Origin of the sequence: Cyanobacterium aponinum PCC 10605 (assembly GCF_000317675.1) — a bacterium.
Lineage (GTDB): Bacteria > Cyanobacteriota > Cyanobacteriia > Cyanobacteriales > Cyanobacteriaceae > PCC-10605.
On record NC_019776.1, the window covers coordinates 2,113,179 to 2,131,593 of the forward strand.

Below are 18,415 nucleotides of genomic sequence, written 5' to 3' on the forward strand. Positions count from 1 at the left end.
TTTTCACTTTCTTTGATGTTTTTACTCTCATCTGAATTAGTTAATAAGCCTTTAGTGATAACTATTAGGACATCTCTCTCTGGTATTTTCATTAATCCTGATAATCAGAGGGAGAATCAATTTATCCTGATTTATCTTGTTTCTACTAAAGATTGTTTAAACTTTTTTTCAGAGTTGATATTAATTGTAATTAGATTTTTTTATTCTAACTCAATTTTGTATAAATGTTACCTAAATCACATTTTCCCTTATTATCTGACTGGTTAAATTTATTGGTAGAATTCCAAAAGATTTTTATGAGTAATTCTGATGATATAGATCAAATATTTTCTCAATGGCGAAAAATTCAAAATTATTTACAAACAGAGATAATAACTTTTGAAGAGAATAATATAGATGTTTCTGCTTTTCCTCAATGGCAATCTTGGCAAAGGGAAACTCATCGTTATTGGAAGTTGATAAATACAGAGTTATTGTTTTGGAAATCTAGTGTTTCTCCTTCAACGAAACAAAAACGGAAAGAATCGGTTTTACAACATTTACAAGGGATGATTCAGTTGACTATTAACAATCAATAATCACTTAATTTTATAAAAGCTATAATTTTTATGCAAATTACCATAAACTAAAATAAAATGCGATCAAGTTTTACGGTGATAGTTTCTGGTTGAGTTAAAGTAATAGAATCTTGAGAAGAAAGTTTTTTGATATTTTGATAATAGTTTGTCTGAGGATTTTGATATACTTCTAATAAGTTTTGATTGAGATCAACTAACCACACTTCTTGTACTTTATTTTCTGCATAAATGGGAATTTTAAAAGTGCGATCGTATTCTATACTACTATCCGCCACTTCAATTAATAAAAAAATATCTTCAACGGTAGGATGCTGATTTGCATAAAAATCATGACGAGGTTTTAATAAAACAATATCGGGTTGTGGTTCTGAATTATCATTAAGTTTAATCGGATCTTGTACCCCAATGATCACTTTTGAACCTAATTTTTCCGCAAATAAATAATTAATTTTTTTGACACAAGATGCGTGTCTAAATCCCACTGGTGACATTTCAAAAATTTCCCCATTAATTAACTCAATTAAATAATCTTCTTTCAATACTCCTGAAGCTATTATTTGATGATATTCTTCAAGGGCAAATTTTTTCCGAGGTAAAGTTAACATATTCTTCTATTTCGACTGATTTCAATATAATATTTTTCATTCAATCAAATTACCATAAACTAAAACAAAATGCGATCGAGTTTTACGGCGATAGTTTCTGGTTGAGTTAAAGTAATAGAATCTTGAGAAGAAAGTTTTTTGATACTTTGATAATAATTTGTCTGAGGATTTTGATATACTTCTAATAAGTTTTGATTGAGATCAACTAACCACACTTCTTGTACTTTATTTTCTGCATAAATGGGAATTTTAAAAGTGCGATCATATTCTATACTACTATCCGCCACTTCAATTAATAAGAAAATATCTTCAACGGTAGGATGCTGATTTGCATAAAAATCATGACGAGGTTTTAATAAAACAATATCGGGTTGTGGTTCTGAATTATCATTAAGTTTAATGGGATTTTGAATGCTAATAATAGCTTTATTTCCTAATTTTAAACTTAGTAATTGATTTAATTTATTTACGCAAGATGCGTGTCTAAATCCCACTGGTGACATTTCAAAAATTTCCCCATTAATTAACTCAATTAAATAGTCTTCTTTCAATACTCCCGATGCGATTATTTGATGATATTCTTCAATGGCAAATTTCTTGCGAGGTAAAGTTAACATATCCTTTTATTTCCATTGATGTTGGTCATACTAACTCGTTTTAATATAACAAGTTTTCAGCAAAGAAGAGCAAATTTAAAGTTACAATGAAAAGAAAGGTTTAAGGAAGTAGATAAGAATGGTAACACAAATACAAATACCAACAGGTAATGAAGTTGAATTTATCCCCAAACCTGATGTTAGTCATTTAATTACAGAGGATGATACCCCCGTGGATAATTTTGGTTCAGCAAAACAACAAAGATTTTTAACTAGCATTCTTTACCATGCCAGAAAAGAAGTGATTTTTTTAGCAGATGCCAATGTTGGTATTTATTATAGTATTGGAAAACCCCCCATTGTTCCAGATTTTTTCTTGAGTTTAAATGTTACTACTCCTGAGAATTTCTGGGAAAAAAATCATCGTTGTTATCTAATCTGGGAATTTGGTAAGCCTCCTGAATTTGCCCTCGAAATTGTCTCTAATAAAGTAGGAGGAGAATTAGAAGAAAAACTAAAAATTTATCAAGATATGAGGGTGAGTTATTATGGAGTTTATGATCCACAAAAATATCTAAGTGATCAAGTTTTAAAGATATTTAAACTAACGGGAATACATTATCAGGAAACTTCTGATACTTGGTTAGAAGGAGTTAATTTGGGGTTAACGGTATGGGAGGGAGAATTTGAAAATGTTAACGGGGTATGGTTGCGTTGGTGTGATCAAAGTGGTAATCTACTCTTAACGGGAGACGAGTCCGTACAAAAAGCTATTTTAGAACAAAAAGAACAAGAAAAAAGAGCAGAAAAGGCGGAAAAAGAGTTACAGGAATTAAAAGAAAAGTTGCGTCAACAAGGAATTAATATTGATTAGAGTTATATAACGACATAGTTGGTAGAAATAAACATGAACGATTTATGGACTATTGAAGATAGTAATAATTTATATCAAATTGAAGGTTGGGGGCATCCCTATTTTGCCATAAACGAGTTAGGAAACATTACCGTTTCTCCTCAAGGTAATGATTATAAAATTGATTTATTTGAATTAGTTAAAAATTTACAAAAAAGAGATATTCAGTTACCTTTATTAATTCGTTTTTCTGACATTTTAGCTGACCGTTTACAACGCTTACATTCTTGTATTGAAGATGCGATCGCACGCTATGATTATAACAATGTTTATCGAGGGGTTTATCCAATTAAATGTAACCAACATCGTCAATTGGTAGAAGCTTTGGTAGAGTACGGAAAACCTTATCATTTTGGCTTAGAAGTGGGTTCAAAACCAGAATTAATGATTGCTTTGGCTACTTTAGAAGTAGATGAAACGGGAGAAACTTTACTTATTTGTAATGGTTATAAAGATGAAGATTATTTAGAAACTGCCCTTTTAGCTCAACAGGTAGGACATAATTTAATTATAGTAATTGAGCAAATAAATGAGCTTTATATTATCTTAGAATTAAGCAAAAAATTTAACTTAAAACCTCAATTAGGAGTAAGGGCAAAATTACAAACAAAAGGCTCTGGGCATTGGGGAGATTCCACCGGGGAAAAAGCTAAATTTGGTTTAACTATTCCCGAAATTGTTGCAGTGGTGAATAGACTAGAAAAAACTGATCAATTAGAGTGTTTACAATTGTTACATTTTCACATTGGTTCGCAAATTTCTTCCATTGCTGTTATCAAAGATGCTATTAGAGAAGCTAGTCAAATTTATGTGCAGTTGGTAACGATGGGGGCAGGGATGAAATATCTTGATGTTGGTGGTGGTTTAGCTGTGGACTATGATGGTTCAAAAACCAATTTTTATGCCTCTAAAAACTACAATATGCAAAACTATGCCAATGATATTGTGGCGGCGGTAAAAGATGCCTGTGATGAAAAAAATATTCCCCATCCAATTCTTGTTAGTGAAAGTGGAAGAGCGATCGCATCTCATCATTCTGTGTTAATATTTAATGTAGTAAATAGTAATAATCCGCCTCAAGAATTACCGATTATTGGAGAAGAAAAAGAACATTTAGTTATTAGAAATTTATGGGAAACTTACGAAAATATTGATGAAGAAAACTATCAAGAAATGTACCATGATGCGGTGCAGTTTAAAGATGAAGCTATCAGTTTATTTAACTTTGGCTATTTAACCTTAAAAGAAAGGGCAAAGGCTGAACAAATTTATTGGGGATGCTGTCGTAAAATTTATGAAATTACCCAAAAAGAATCTTATGTTAGTGATGATTTAAATGATTTAGCTGACTTAATGATTTCTACCTATTATGTTAATTTGTCCGTATTTCAATCCGCCCCTGATGCTTGGGCAATTGATCAATTATTTCCTGTTTTACCTATTCATCGACTTAATGAAAAACCAAATAAAAAGGCAATTCTAGCTGATTTAACTTGTGATAGCGATGGGAAAATAGATAAGTTTATTGATTTATTAGATGTAAAAAAATCTTTAGAATTACACTCTTTAGAGACTAATAAAAATGATGAAAATATTGATAATTTAATTCCTGAAAGTAATGATTTTAAACCCTATTATTTAGGTATGTTTTTAGTCGGAGCTTATCAAGAAATTATGGGGAATTTGCATAATCTTTTTGGGGATATAAATGTGGTGCATATTGAATGTAAAAAAGATGCTTATCAAATCAAATATGTCGTCAAAGGAGATACTGTAACAGAGGTGTTAAAATACGTGGAATATTCTGCTGAGGATTTAACAGAAAAACTTCGTTGTTTGACAGAAAATGCTTTAGCAAAAAATCAAATTGACTTAGATAATTCTCAAAGATTGATTAAAAACTATGAGGAAAATTTACGCAGTTATACTTATTTAATTTAAGGTAGTTTTTTGTGGTTTTAGGTGTTAGCTATTGGTTTAACTAAAAGCTATTATTATTAGAAATTATGATCAAAAAATTAGGCAAAATATGGCAATGGTTGGGATTCACTTTTATAACCATCGCTATTGTCATTACTACCCATCATGTTGCTTTTGCGGATGTTACTCCCTCTACTTATCGGGATTTACAATTTCCCCCTCTAGCGGAAATTAAGTTGCCTGAATATGAACGTTATCAATTGGATAATGGTATGGTAATCTATCTGATAGAGGATCATCGTTTACCCTTAATCAGTGGTAATGCTGTGATTCGCACAGGGTCAAGGTTTGATCCCCCTTCTCAAGTCGGTTTAGCTGAATTAACGGGGAGTTTAATTCGTTTAGGTGGTACGGCTAATTATTCTCCAGAGCAATTAAATTCTATTTTAGAGCAAAAAGCGGCTGCGATCGAATCTTCTATTGATGAAACGATGGGTAGTGTTAGTTTTTCCTCTCTCAGTTACGATTTAGACACTATTTTTCCTCTTTTTGCCGAAGTAATACAATCTCCAGCCTTCGACTCTCAACAGCTAGAAGTATTGAAAACTCAAGCAAAAGGTGCGATCGCACGTCGTAATGATGACCCCGGAAACATAGCCAGTAGGGAATTCAAAAAACTTGTTTATGGAGAAAATAACCCCTATGCAAGAACAATTGAGTATAATACCCTAGACAATATACAACAATCAGACATTAAAAATTTTCATAGTAAATATGTTCGTCCAGAGGGAATTATTTTGGGTATAGTCGGAGACTTTGATTCTTCCCAAATAAAAGAAAAGATTGCTCAATACTTTGGTAACTGGCAAGGAAATTCACAGGTAAAACCAACATTTGACACAATCACTTCAAAACAAGAAAAGAGCAAAGGAATATTTATTGCTGATCAACCACAACTAACTCAAAGTAATATTTTACTCGGTCATTTAGCTGGTAAATTAAATGATCCTAATTATCCTACCCTTAGCGTCATGAATGGGGTTTTAAATGGCTTTGGAGGCAGACTACATAATGAAATCAGATCTCGCCAAGGATTAGCTTATTCTGTCTATGGTATTTGGCAAGGTGCTTATGACTACCCCGGTTTATTTGTAGCAGGAGGCCAAACAAAAACTGATACAACAACTCAATTCATCAAAACGATGAAAGAAGAAATCGAGAAATTACGCACTCAACCCATTACAGAAGCGGAATTAAACTATGCCAAAGACTCTATACTTAACTCTTTTGTCTTTAAATTTCAGAATCCTAGTCAAACCCTATCTCGAATGATGACTTATGAATATTATGATTACCCCCAAAACTTTATATTTGACTATCAACAAGGGGTAAAAAATACTCAAATAGATGATGTTTTGAACGTTGCTCAAGAATATTTACACCCAGACAAAATTGTGACTTTAGTGGTAGGAAATGAAGAAGAAATAAAGCAAGAGTTACAAACTTTAGGACAAAATATCAAACAGATAGAAATTGAATAGGGTATTGGGGGGTTGAGGGGAAATGAGTTTGGAGGAGAGGGTGATGAGGTGATGAGGTGAGAGGGGGAAGTAGGGGCAATGGCTATTCGCCCGTACAGGTGTTCGGAGTTTTTAATTCTTAATTCTCAACTATTCACCATTTACCTTTGCCCTCGCCCCTCTTGAGGGGGGATAAAGCAGGGTTTTTTCATTCTCAAAAATGTCAAGTTTTGAAACTAACAAATAACCTCAGTTCGGTTTAAGAATATCTGATAAGGTTAGGTGTCAGGTGTCAGGTTGCAGGTTGCAGGTGGTAGGGGTTTTTAGCAAGGGGCTTAAGCCCCTTGTTTAAGTCAGTTCGGATTAAGGCAATTTTATCGTTATTTCTAAGAAACCATAAGGTTTTCTGACTGCGAGTTGGGATGCTTTCAGCTTATCCAAAACTCAGGTTAACAAATAGTAACAGATACCTTAAGGGGGGACAATAACTCTAAAAACCTTATAGGTAGCAGGTAGCAGGTGTTAGGTTTTGTCTCCACTAATATTTATCATTATCTCTATTTACTCAATGGTTCAAATAATAGGCAAAACTATTGGATTATCAACATTTTGAGATAATATGTCTGGCTATTTATTTCGTAAATACAAAACACTATTCATGTATTTAAAACCTGCAACCTGAAACCTGAAACCTAAAACCTACCCTCACTGCAGTTTCATTGTCTCCCCGTCAGAACAGATACAGGAGTTTTTAAGTATTAATTAATCAATTATTAATAAAAAACGCTCCCCCCTACTGTGGGAGAGGGGTTGGGGGTTAGGGCAAGATAATTTTACCCAGACTTTGAAAAAACCTTGGGGATAAAGGGGGGTTTGCCCCTTGCCCTTTGCTCATTACCCCTAAAATAAACTTATGAATCAGCAATTTTGTTAACTTTAGAAAGTATAAATAGACTGCCGTCACCTCCTCTACCAATACGCATTGATTCGTCAATATAAGTGACTTTTAAACTAGGTATTCGCCCTTGAGGATTTCTGGCGTTAAATACTTTGACAGGTTCAAAAATGGGGGTTTTTATATTAACTATTTTTTGAATAGCTAAAAAACGCTTATCAAAATTAACGTTAATAGTATCTTGGGGAAGCAAATCACCATCTTTAATTTGAGGGGAAAAAGTAGCGGTAACTTTTACATAACCTTTAACCAAACCAGAGGAATGTTCCACAAAAGCCACGTTAAAAAAAGATGTTTTTTGGGTATCAATTATTTGATAAACTTGCCTCAACTTTAAACCTAAAGGTAATTTATTTAAAGACCTTATTTCCCTTGCAGTTGAATAATTTAATTGCCAAATTCCATCTAATAAATTTACGCCATAAACTAATGGTTTAGGAAAAGGATTAAGGGCTTCTAAATTAAGTGTTATTTTCTCTATTTTAAGGCTATCGTCTCCGGAAATCAGGGTATCAGTAATCGGATATTGAGGATTAATATTGAGAGTTTGAGCGACTTTACTAATACTGTCTAATAATTCTTGCTTCAGAAGTAATCTACTATTCAAAGTAACCTCTTGCTTTTTGATAAAACTAACGGATGATAAGCGTCAGATAACTTTTGTTTGGAAGAGTTTGTAATCTCTTCATTCCTCATTCCCCATTGAAATAGGCTAGTCAGTTAAGTAAAGTAGTCTTTTGCCGTGAATCAGGGCGGCTACGGTTACTGTTTCTCCTTCAATGCGATACAATAAACGATAGCTATAAGCAAATTGTTCCATTACTTTTGATTCCTCAATTTCTGGAATTAGTCTGCCTTTAGTGGCATCTTGGGTTAATTCATCGGTTATTTCAATTACTTTTTGTACTACTGCCGCCGCATAAGACGGTGAATCCCTTGCAATATAAGCTGCGATCGCCTCTACATCTTCTACTGCTTTAGGAGACCAAACTACTCGATAAGCCATTTATTTAACAACCCTTCTACTTCTGCTTGTTGTAAAACTCCTTGAGTATCGGCTATTTGTAAGCCTTGACGAATTTTTCCCAGTACATATAAGTGATACTGTATATCTTCAATTGTGCAATCATCTGGTAATTTTCTCAACATAGATTGTACTTTTTCTTTGGTAGAATTCATAGTAATAGGGATAAAACTTAATAAACTTAATATATCGATTCATTTATCAGTTATTTTAGCTTCTTCCGTAAGAAGCCTCACACCTAGTTTTCGACAAAAACAATAATTAAACAGGTGTGAGACGGGGCTTTTAAAGAGCGGAAATAGTTCTGCCCCGGTTCCCCTCATGAATTACGGGCAAGGTTTATGGTATAATTAACTTAATCGGTGCTAGAGAGATGTAGCCGTAGTCGGCGAACTCCCCGTTGTATAAAGGCTAGAGACTACCTATCTTCAAGGATAGCCCCAATACTTCACTGTTCCTCTTGTAAGCAATGATCATAAATGAGCACTCATTGGGTGACAAAACTAAACAAAATTATGACCTCTGGAATGGGGGATAAAGCCTATCGCCAGAAAGTAAGTCTGGTTACTTCTCGAAGTAAAAAGCATTTCTTTGGGTAGGAAGCCTAGACTTTACCGTCAGGTCAGTGTGGGTAGTTCACTCTAGTTCGGATTGATAAAGATTAATTCGTTAACTGACGTTATACACTTATTTAGTAGAAAAAGAATTTTTATTTCGTTTTGCCCTCACAAAGGCTACGAGGTTGATTACCTTTCCTCCAAAAAAATATTATATATCACTAATGCCGTAAACGGCAGGGAATCTAAGACCCACGATTTTTGGGAAAAATGACGTTTTCTAATTTGTACTCAATTTACACTAAAAACCTGCCACCTGATACCTGATACCTAAACCTATTCAATAGTTAATTAGTAATTCCTAACTGCTCATTACTAACGGATTTCTCTCCTTGAAAATTGCGGATACGGTCTAATACTTGATTATCCACCGCTTCTTTAGCGATACGAATGGCACTAAAGATAGAAGGCGCCTGAGAACTACCGTGACTTATAATACAAACTCCATTTACCCCGAATAATAAAGCCCCTCCATGCTCTGCGTGATCAATTCTTTGCTTGATGCGACGCAAATTTGGTTTCAAAATACCTGTACCAATTTTACCTCTGACTCCATAGGGTAATTCCTCTTTGATTATTTGTAACATAATCTCCCCTACCGCTTCGGCAAATTTTAACAAGACATTTCCCACAAAGCCATCGCAAACGATGACATCAAAGTTTCCGGAAAGAACGTCTCTGCCTTCTGCATTACCGATAAAGGGGATTTTCGGATTCTCAGAAAGTAATTTATAAGTTTCTTTTGCTAATTCATTCCCTTTGCTTGATTCCTCACCGATATTGATCAAGCCTACTTTTGGATCTTCAACTCCCAATACATACTTACTATAAACTGTTCCCATGAGGGCAAATTGTTCTAAGTATTTAGGTTTAGAGTCCACATTTGCTCCAACATCGAGGACAATTACTGATTTATTGGCATACATGGTGGGAAAAACAGCACCAATAGCGGGGCGATCGATTCCTTTGAGTCTGCCGAGTCCGAGTAAAGCGGCGGCCATTGCGGCTCCTGAATGTCCAGCCGAAACTACTGCTTGGGCTCTATTTTCCCTTACTAACCCCATTGCCACATTAATAGAAGCATTCGGCTTACGACGAACCCCCACAAGAGCCTCTTCTTCCATCGAGACAACTCCATCGGCGGCTACTATTTCAATATTGGTCGAGGTACAACCATGGTGATCTAATTGTGCCTGAATAGCTTCAGGATCGCCGACTAAAAGTATATCGACATCTAGTTCTGCTGAAGCTCTAATTGCACCAGCTACGATTTCTTGAGGGGCATTATCTCCGCCCATTGCATCCACTGCTATTTTTGCGCGCGTCTCTGCCATTGGTCAATCTATTGGGTTTAAAATCTCTCAAATTATATCATAATTGAGTCTTTATGCCTTGTCTTCTTCTTCCTCAGTGATAATTTCAATGATGCGAGGCTCTGAAGAGTTGCTATTTTCTTCTTTGCTGGTTTTTTGATTATTTTGTTGTTGGAGAATTTCATCGACAAATTTACGGGCTTCTTCTGTATTCATTTTCCCTTTATTAACCATTTCATCGGCTATTTGTTGTAGTCTGTGGGGAAACTCACCATTAATGACTAATTTATCGGCTTGTTCTTTTAATTCTTGTAGGGCATCGTTAGCTTTTTCTACGGCTAATCCTGCAATACCTACTCCTAGATAAAATGCTTTTTGTAAAAGGTTTTCTGGTTCACTCATAATGGTTTAAGTTTTTTGTGGATATTTACTATATCTATGTTATCTCGAACTGAAGTTATAATTGGGTTTGATTTTTACGGGAGGTATTAACTTTATGAATCTGAAGGCAATTATATTTGATGTAGATGGTACGATCGCAGAAACGGAAAGAGATGGTCATAGAATAGCTTTTAATCGGGCTTTTGAGCGAGAGAATTTGTCATGGCATTGGGATGTGGATTTATATGGAGAGTTATTGGAGATTGGGGGCGGAAAGGAGCGTATTAGATATTATATTTCTAATTATTTGCCTTCTTTTAATATTAATCAGTCTTTAGATGAGTTTATTGCCCATTTACATTTACTAAAAAGTAGATATTATCGTCAATTACTGGAAAATAATTCTATTCCTTTACGTTTGGGAGTGAAAAGATTAATTCAAGAGGCTTATTCTCAGGGGGTAAAAGTTGCGATCGCATCTACGGCTTCTGTAGCAAATGTGGAGGCACTATTAGAAACCAGTTTAGGAAATCCTATGGCTAGTTGGTTTGAAGTGATAGCGGCGGGGGATATGGTAGAGAGAAAAAAACCAGCACCAGATATTTACTTATTAGCACTGGAAAAACTTAATTTATCACCCCATGAATGTATTGCCATTGAAGATACAAATCAAGGATTAACTGCCGCCGTTAAAGCAGGTTTGAAAACAGTTGTCACTGTAAATCAATATACGGAAAAGCAAAATTTTGATGAAGCAATATTAGTTTTAAATCATCTGGGAGAAAAAGACTTACCATTTCGGGTGATACAGGGTGAAAATTATGGGGAAAAATACTTTAATTTATCCCTAGCGGAAAAATTGATTTAGTGAAGCGATCGGGCAAAAGGTTGATAAGGTGTTAAGATACTTTAAAATTTAATTCAGTCATTTAATTAAAACAGGATTGGTTCATGTTGTCTCTGTTATCTTCTATGAGATTTAGTCAATGTTTAGGATTAGTTGTCTCTCTTACTGCTTTTCAACTTCCTAGCTACGCACAAACTAATATAAATTCTTCTTTAGTAGCTCAAAATGAAACAGTTACGGAGGAAGTAATTATCGAAGAAAATACCGTTACCCCGATAAATCAAACGGAGAGTTTACTTAGCTTAGAAGGAGGACAAAGATTAATGCAGGAAGCAGAAGAAGCGATTAGTCAAGAAAATTATGACTTGGCGGCGACTAAATTACAACAAGCGAGAAGAATTTTTAACCAATTGTCCAATTTTTATCTACAATTAGCAGAAAGTTTTGCTGGTATAGATAATCGCATCACAGAAGAGCAAAGGGCAGGTGCTTTAAAAACCGCTAGTTTTAGAGATGAATCAACTTATCAATTAGCTTTAGTACATAGGGCTCAAAATAAACCTGAATTAGCTGTACCTCTTTTAATTCAAATTATTCGTTCTCAAAACCCTAGTAGTGAATTAGGTAAAAAATCTTACCAACAATTATACGAAATCGGTTTTGTGCAAACTCCCATTGAATCTCCCGATCAGTAATTAGGGATTGATGAAAAAGTTGTGTCGCCGAGGGTAGGTGTCAGGTTTCAGGTGGCAGGTTTAAAGTATAGTCCTTAGAAATCAAAGACTTTATTTAGCATAGTTATTATTTTTCAATGGCTGACTTGTATCAAAAATATTTGACTAGATAGGCAAAAAATCCTTTATTTTTACGGAAAATTTGGGTTTTAGAGGCTTTTTTTAGTTAGTGATGGCTCAAAACTCTTGATTTTGATGGGCTTATGACTCCCAATAGTAAACTCTAATTAGAAAAAAGATCAGGGAAAAAAAATTTATTGACAAAAATTTTGGTTAATAGATAAAGGACAATAGATAGTAAAAGTATTTATTAATACCAATAAATTTATGTTAGTACTAAAAAACTAAAACTCAAAAAAAGTAAAAATCAATGTTTATATTATTAAAGTCAATTTAGTTACTTTTTGCTCTTGTTTTTCTCATTATTTCATTTTTTATAATACTGCTTTTGAAGTAAATCTCATATTGAGATATGATAAAAATAACTATTATTTAAGCATCAAAAAATATTACCAAGCTAAAAAAATATGGTCAGTTTGGAACAGGTTAAAAAAACTATTCAGCAAGAAATTCCAGACGCTGAGGTAGTAATTAAGGATTTGACGGGAGGAGGAGATCACTTAGAAGCGATCGTTGTTTCCTCCCAATTTGAGGGTAAAACCAAAGTTAAACAACATCAACTGGTTTATTCCGCCCTTCAAGCGGAGTTACAATCAGAAGCGATTCACGCTTTGGCTTTAAAAACCTATACCCCTTCTACTTGGTCTGGTTTAAAGAGTTAATCTTAAATCCTGAATATATCAGAGATAATTTTGAACCTGTAATTCTTAATTTTTTGTATTTATTGTTTTTTATCTTATTGAAGACTTATGACTCCTGAATTAAAACAACGTATTGAAGATATTCTTAAGAGCGATCGCATCGTGGTATTTATGAAAGGCACAAAATTAATGCCCCAATGTGGTTTTTCTAATAATGTCGTCCAAATATTAAATACTATCGGTGTTCCTTTTCAAACATTTGATGTATTATCTGATTATGATATTCGTCAGGGAATTAAAGAATATTCCAATTGGCCTACCATACCCCAAGTATATGTTAATGGTGAATTTATCGGCGGTAGTGACATCATGATTGAAATGTATCAAACTGGTGAACTACAGCAAATGATTGAAGTTGCTTTAGCATCATAGATAATCAGTAATTAGTAATTAAGACAAGACAACAGGGAAACCCCTCTGTGTCTCCCCTTTTTAGGGGAGAAGGGTAATGGATAATGGTGAATAGTTTATATTTATAGTTGACAATAAATAATAAAAAACACCTGAAACCTGAAAACTCTTTCCGAACTCCAAACCCCGAACTCCAAACTTCTAACCCCCTCTCATACTCAAATAAATCGTTTATGTGATGTCTATTAATGAGTCTCAATCCTCAATCAATGTCATTTTATTAGATGAAGATCCTATTTTTTCTTTAGGGTTAAAAGAGATTTGTAAAGATGAGATTTATCAAGACATTAATATTATCGCTACAGGAAAATTAAAAGATATTTTTTCTCTGATCAAAAATTATAATTGTGATTTAGTTGCCGTCGCTCTTGATTGGGAAAAGTATCCAGATAGGGTAAAAAAATTTTTCCAAGATTTATCTTTATTGGTTAAAGAATATCCAGAGTTAAATATCTTATTAATGGTTAATCCGAGAGGATTAATTTATGATTTAACTTCCCTTTCTATTGTTAAAGGATATTGTTATAAAAATATTGAAATTGATGAGCTAATTAAAATTATTCGAATTTGTGCGAAGGGAGAACAATATTTAACTCAAAATCAGAGCTTATCAAGCAATCAAAATAATTTCAATAGTTGGTTAGCCCTTCAATGTCAGGGAGGAATCAAAGAAATTGAGAGACAAATAAAAGAAATTAATAATCACACAAAAACTCATCAATTATCCCCCGCAGATGTGATTTATTGGCATGGTAGAAAAAGAGAATTAAAATTAGCAAAATGGTTGATTAATCGTTTTCTGTCAGAGAGCGATCGCACTTTATTAAATTTTCAACTAAATTTTAATCAAATATCAAATTCAAACGGTGATGACAATACTAATAGAGTAAAAAAGCAAGATAAAAATAAGGCTAAAACAGAAAAATCCAATGCTATTATTCTGGTTAATCAACCTGAAAATGTCTATGATTTAACCCTGTTAAAAATTCAGAAAAACCTGACAAATTATACAAAAAAAATTCAAGCAACAGACATATTAATCAATAGTAAACAAAAAGAATTACTGATTATTATTTTACAAGAATGGGAAGAATTAATATTAGAAACAGAGAAATTACAACTCAATAGGGAAGAACTGGAAAAAAGAGTTGAAACCTTTATTAAAGAATTATGGCAAAACTCAACTCTCAAATTTTTACAAAGATACTTACCCTCATCCATAGAAAATGAATCCAAACAAAATTTAGAATTAGTTAATTTAATTATTAATCAGGGAGAGAAATTAGGAACCAATGAGTTAATAAAAATTCCTTTTATTCAAGACTTTCTTATATATGAAATAGAAAAAAAAGAAATTACCATTGATAATTTTACTTACTCTTATGGAAATGAAAATAGCCTAGAAATAGAAGAAATTATTTTACAAAATACCATCTTAAATATCGCTAACTTTACTGTAGAATTCATCCTTAACAATTTTGCTGATAACTCTATTCTTAAACATAATATTTTCCAACCAGAATTAAAATCTTCCCGTAAAGTAGCAATGTTTCGCAATAATTTAGTTTGGAAATATCGCCGAGAAAAATACTGGCAAAATCCAAAAAATATATTTGAAGACCAATACGAAATGTTAAGATTGACCTATGAGGGAATAGTCTGTTGTCAGATTACTCATCCCCGTTATCAAGAACTAAATACCATCAAGGGAATACCATGGGGTGTTACTATTTTAATTGAATTAAGAGATAGTCTCGCTAAAGGAGTCAAATCTCTAGGGGATAGCTTAGGCAAGTTGCTGGTTTATTTGCTTACAGAAGTAGTCGGCAAGGGTATTGGTTTAATCGGCAAAGGCATTCTTCAGGGAATAGGAAGTAGAATGAAAAATTAAGAACCATTTGCCATTATTCTCATAATTATTTTTCAGGAATCATTAATAATGAGTATTTTTAAATTAGAGCGTCGTCAAAAAAGTAAGAGAAATAAAATAGTTAATTTAATTGCTAGTAGTTTAGTCTTGATGCAAACTTTCATGGTGGGAAGTTCTGCTTTTGCTCAACAAAATAAAACTCAACAGTTTAGCTATAGTGATTTACTTCGCAGTATTGAAACAGGAGAAGTACAGAGAATAGTTATTGATCCCACTACGAATATAGCTAGTGTTTATTTAAAAAATGGTGATCAAAAATCCCCAGAAAGAGTTGATTTATTCAATCAAAATCCAGAATTAATTGCCAAAATTAGAGAAAAAGGCATTGATTTTGTGGTTGAGTCAGGTTCTGCTAGTAGCACTCAAGTTATTAATACAATCCAAGTAGCTATCCTTTTCATGCTCATTGTTGGCTTATTTTTGTTAATCAAACGCTCGGCTAGTAGTGCCGCCGGGGCAATGAATTTTGGTAAGTCACGGGCAAGGTTTCAAATGGAATCAGCAACGGGTATTGAATTTAAAGATGTAGCAGGAATAGAAGAAGCGAAAGAAGAATTACAAGAGGTAGTTACGTTTCTCAAAAGTCCTGATAAATTCACAGCTATCGGGGCTAGAATTCCTAGGGGTGTATTATTAATAGGACCTCCCGGTACAGGGAAAACTCTTTTAGCAAAAGCGATCGCAGGTGAAGCACAAGTTCCCTTTTTCAGTATTTCTGGCTCTGAGTTTGTAGAAATGTTTGTGGGGGTTGGGGCTTCCCGTGTCCGTGATTTGTTCCGTAAAGCCAAAGAAAATGCTCCCTGTCTAATTTTTATTGATGAAATTGACGCAGTGGGCAGACAAAGAGGTAGTGGTATCGGTGGTGGTAATGATGAAAGAGAGCAAACCCTTAACCAGCTTTTAACTGAAATGGACGGTTTTGAGGGAAATACAGGAATTATCGTCATCGCCGCTACTAACCGCCCAGATGTCTTAGACAGTGCCTTATTACGCCCCGGAAGATTCGATCGCCAAGTTATGGTAGATTATCCTGATTTAGAAGGCAGACTAGCCATCCTTGAAGTTCATGCCGCCAATAAAAAAATTGACCCCGAAGTTTCTCTTAAAACCATTTCTCAACGCACTCCCGGGTTTTCAGGAGCAGATTTAGCAAACTTACTCAACGAGGCGGCAATTCTTACCGCTAGACGCAGAAAAGAAGCGATTACCATGGAGGAAATTGATTTAGCCATTGACAGGGTAATTGCGGGAATGGAAGGCACTCCCCTTGTAGATAGTAAAAGTAAAAGACTAATTGCTTATCATGAAATTGGTCATGCGATCGTTGGAACATTAACAAAAGGGCATGATCCTGTTGAAAAAGTTACCTTAGTACCCCGGGGACAAGCAAAAGGTTTAACATGGTTTACCCCAGAAGAAGACCAAGGATTAGTTTCTAAAACCCAATTATTTGCCCGTGTCACTGGCTTGTTAGGAGGTAGAGCCGCAGAAGACGTTATTTTCGGTAATGATGAAGTAACCACAGGGGCGGGAAATGACATTGAAAAAGTAACTTATTTAACCCGTCAGATGGTGACAAAATTTGGGATGTCCGACTTAGGTTTATTCGCTTTGGAAGAAAATGATCAACCCGTTTTCCTTGGAAATGACCCCATGAGTCGCTCTGAATATTCTCAGGAAATAGCCGCAAAAATTGACTCTCAAATTCGCTTTATGGTTACTCAATGCTATGAAAATGCAAAAGCTATTATCCGAGAAAATAGACCTTTAATAGATTCTTTAGTTGATTTGTTGATTGAAAAAGAAACTATAGACGGAGATGCTTTTCGTAAAATAGTTAATGATTATCAAGAGGCAAAAAAACCAGTGTTAGTTAAATAAACTTATATCGTTGGGTAATTGGAAAGTTAAGGTTTTGGGGGTTCAGGGTTCGGAGAATTTGGAAAGAGGTTTTAGGTGGCGGATATTGGGGGAATGGGGGGATGAGGGGAGAGGGAGATAAGGTGTCAGGTGTCAGGTTTCAGGTTTCAGGTTTTAGAAGAAAGTAATGAGTGTTCAGAGTTTTTAATTCTTAATTCTTAATTATCAACTATTCACTATTCACTAATTGCCTTGTCTTAATTACTAATTCCCAATTCCAAATTGTTAACTGCCTGTTATGCTATTTTGTTAATTATTCAGAAACATTAGCTGTCTAAATTTAAGTGTAATGACTAATACAGAAGATAAAGACTATACAAAAGTAGAGTTAGATCGAGAGGATAAAGGATCTAAAGCCCGTCAACTACTAGGAATGAAAGGGGCTTCTCAAGCAAAAAGTATTTGGCAAATTAGGCTTCAGTTAATGAAACCGATCACGTGGATTCCTCTGATTTGGGGTGTTGTCTGTGGTGCGGCTTCTTCAGGGGGTTATGTGTGGGGATTTGAGGATTTTATGATGGCTTTAACTTGTATGTTAATGTCTGGACCCCTTTTAGCTGGTTATACTCAAACTATTAACGATTTTTATGATCGTGACATTGACGCTATTAACGAGCCTTATCGCCCTATCCCTTCTGGAGCTATTTCTGTCCCCCAAGTGGTAGCTCAAATTTTAATTTTATTGTTTGCAGGAATTGGGGTTGCCTACGGTTTGGATGTGTGGGCAGGTCATGAATTTCCTATTCTTACTTGTTTAGCAATAGGTGGTTCTTTTATTTCTTATATTTATTCTGCTCCGCCATTGAAATTAAAACAAAATGGTTGGCTGGGTAATTATGCTTTAGGTTCAAGTTATATTGCTTTACCTTGGTGGGCAGGTCATGCTTTATTCGGAGAGTTAAACTGGACTGTTGTTATTCTTACTTTAGTTTACAGTATGGCAGGTTTAGGTATTGCCGTTGTTAATGATTTCAAAAGCGTGGAGGGCGATCGCACTTTAGGTTTAAAATCATTACCTGTTATGTTTGGGGTAACTACTGCCGCTTGGATTTGTGTAATTATGATTGATGTGTTTCAGATTGCCATGGGGGGATATTTAATTTATCTAGGTCAAAATCTTTACGCTACTATACTATTACTCCTAGTTATTCCCCAAATCACCTTCCAAGATATGTATTTTTTGCGTGATCCCTTAAAAAATGATGTTAAATATCAAGCCAGCGCTCAACCTTTCCTTGTTTTAGGAATGTTGGTTATGGGATTGGCGTTAGGACATTCTACTATTTAGTTAGGATTCCGGAGTTTGGGGTATTTTAGGTATTGGGATATT

At 34.4% G+C, this 18,415-nt stretch carries 18 protein-coding genes; 11 read left to right on the top strand and 7 right to left on the bottom strand.

Going from position 1 to position 18,415, the window contains the following annotated elements; translation table 11 throughout:
- Positions 1-224: 224 nt before the first annotated feature.
- Complete coding sequence (gene patD, locus CYAN10605_RS08790; RefSeq protein WP_015219590.1) at positions 225-578, top strand: heterocyst frequency control protein PatD; 354 nt, start codon at positions 225-227, stop codon at positions 576-578.
- Positions 579-625: 47 nt separating this feature from the next.
- Here the strand turns inward: patD and CYAN10605_RS08795 are convergent, their stop codons facing one another.
- Positions 626-1,183 (bottom strand): Uma2 family endonuclease, encoded by a 558-nt coding sequence (locus tag CYAN10605_RS08795; RefSeq protein ID WP_015219591.1) that lies wholly within the window; start codon positions 1,181-1,183, stop codon positions 626-628.
- Between the two features lie 59 nt (positions 1,184-1,242).
- A complete protein-coding gene (locus tag CYAN10605_RS08800; protein WP_015219592.1) occupies positions 1,243-1,800 on the bottom strand; it encodes a Uma2 family endonuclease in 558 nt (185 codons plus the stop codon).
- 118 nt (positions 1,801-1,918) lie between these two features.
- Between CYAN10605_RS08800 and CYAN10605_RS08805 the strand changes: the two genes are divergently transcribed.
- The 3 genes from CYAN10605_RS08805 to CYAN10605_RS08815 all read left to right on the top strand — a co-directional run bounded on the left by CYAN10605_RS08805 (position 1,919) and on the right by CYAN10605_RS08815 (position 6,153).
- Entirely contained in the window at positions 1,919-2,653 is a 735-nt protein-coding gene (locus CYAN10605_RS08805) for a Uma2 family endonuclease (protein ID WP_015219593.1), read from the top strand.
- 33 nt (positions 2,654-2,686) lie between these two features.
- Positions 2,687-4,633, top strand: coding sequence for a biosynthetic arginine decarboxylase (speA, locus tag CYAN10605_RS08810; protein ID WP_015219594.1), 1,947 nt, complete (start codon positions 2,687-2,689; stop codon positions 4,631-4,633).
- A gap of 65 nt (positions 4,634-4,698) precedes the next feature.
- Entirely contained in the window at positions 4,699-6,153 is a 1,455-nt protein-coding gene (locus CYAN10605_RS08815) for a M16 family metallopeptidase (RefSeq protein WP_015219595.1), read from the top strand.
- 890 nt (positions 6,154-7,043) lie between these two features.
- On the opposite strand, the gene CYAN10605_RS08820 is transcribed toward CYAN10605_RS08815, so the two are convergent.
- From CYAN10605_RS08820 to CYAN10605_RS08840, 5 genes are all read right to left on the bottom strand, one after another.
- Positions 7,044-7,694: a PAP/fibrillin family protein gene (locus CYAN10605_RS08820; protein WP_015219596.1), complete on the bottom strand. Its 651-nt coding sequence runs from the start codon at positions 7,692-7,694 to the stop codon at positions 7,044-7,046.
- 105 nt (positions 7,695-7,799) lie between these two features.
- Positions 7,800-8,093: a type II toxin-antitoxin system RelE/ParE family toxin gene (locus CYAN10605_RS08825; RefSeq protein WP_015219597.1), complete on the bottom strand. Its 294-nt coding sequence runs from the start codon at positions 8,091-8,093 to the stop codon at positions 7,800-7,802.
- Positions 8,078-8,266 (bottom strand): hypothetical protein, encoded by a 189-nt coding sequence (locus CYAN10605_RS08830; RefSeq protein ID WP_015219598.1) that lies wholly within the window; start codon positions 8,264-8,266, stop codon positions 8,078-8,080. The genes CYAN10605_RS08825 and CYAN10605_RS08830 overlap by 16 nt, the downstream gene beginning before the upstream one ends.
- A gap of 749 nt (positions 8,267-9,015) precedes the next feature.
- Positions 9,016-10,062, bottom strand: coding sequence for a phosphate acyltransferase PlsX (plsX, locus tag CYAN10605_RS08835; protein WP_015219599.1), 1,047 nt, complete (start codon positions 10,060-10,062; stop codon positions 9,016-9,018).
- A gap of 51 nt (positions 10,063-10,113) precedes the next feature.
- Complete coding sequence (locus tag CYAN10605_RS08840) at positions 10,114-10,443, bottom strand: hypothetical protein (protein ID WP_015219600.1); 330 nt, start codon at positions 10,441-10,443, stop codon at positions 10,114-10,116.
- Positions 10,444-10,537: 94 nt separating this feature from the next.
- Between CYAN10605_RS08840 and CYAN10605_RS08845 the strand changes: the two genes are divergently transcribed.
- The 7 genes from CYAN10605_RS08845 to chlG all read left to right on the top strand — a co-directional run bounded on the left by CYAN10605_RS08845 (position 10,538) and on the right by chlG (position 18,373).
- Positions 10,538-11,290: an HAD family hydrolase gene (locus CYAN10605_RS08845; protein ID WP_041922766.1), complete on the top strand. Its 753-nt coding sequence runs from the start codon at positions 10,538-10,540 to the stop codon at positions 11,288-11,290.
- Between the two features lie 83 nt (positions 11,291-11,373).
- Positions 11,374-11,964 (top strand): hypothetical protein, encoded by a 591-nt coding sequence (locus tag CYAN10605_RS08850; protein ID WP_015219602.1) that lies wholly within the window; start codon positions 11,374-11,376, stop codon positions 11,962-11,964.
- Between the two features lie 566 nt (positions 11,965-12,530).
- A complete protein-coding gene (locus CYAN10605_RS08855) occupies positions 12,531-12,785 on the top strand; it encodes a BolA family protein (protein ID WP_015219603.1) in 255 nt (84 codons plus the stop codon).
- Between the two features lie 87 nt (positions 12,786-12,872).
- Positions 12,873-13,196, top strand: a complete 324-nt coding sequence (gene grxD / locus CYAN10605_RS08860; protein ID WP_015219604.1) for a Grx4 family monothiol glutaredoxin — start codon at positions 12,873-12,875, stop codon at positions 13,194-13,196.
- A gap of 217 nt (positions 13,197-13,413) precedes the next feature.
- Positions 13,414-15,126 carry a DUF3685 domain-containing protein gene (locus tag CYAN10605_RS08865; RefSeq protein WP_015219605.1) on the top strand — a complete coding sequence of 571 codons (1,713 nt, stop codon included), beginning with the start codon at positions 13,414-13,416 and terminating at the stop codon, positions 15,124-15,126.
- Positions 15,127-15,174: 48 nt separating this feature from the next.
- Positions 15,175-17,046, top strand: a complete 1,872-nt coding sequence (gene ftsH, locus CYAN10605_RS08870; RefSeq protein ID WP_015219606.1) for an ATP-dependent zinc metalloprotease FtsH — start codon at positions 15,175-15,177, stop codon at positions 17,044-17,046.
- A gap of 328 nt (positions 17,047-17,374) precedes the next feature.
- Complete coding sequence (chlG, locus tag CYAN10605_RS08875; RefSeq protein WP_015219607.1) at positions 17,375-18,373, top strand: chlorophyll synthase ChlG; 999 nt, start codon at positions 17,375-17,377, stop codon at positions 18,371-18,373.
- The last annotated feature ends 42 nt before the right edge of the window (positions 18,374-18,415 follow it).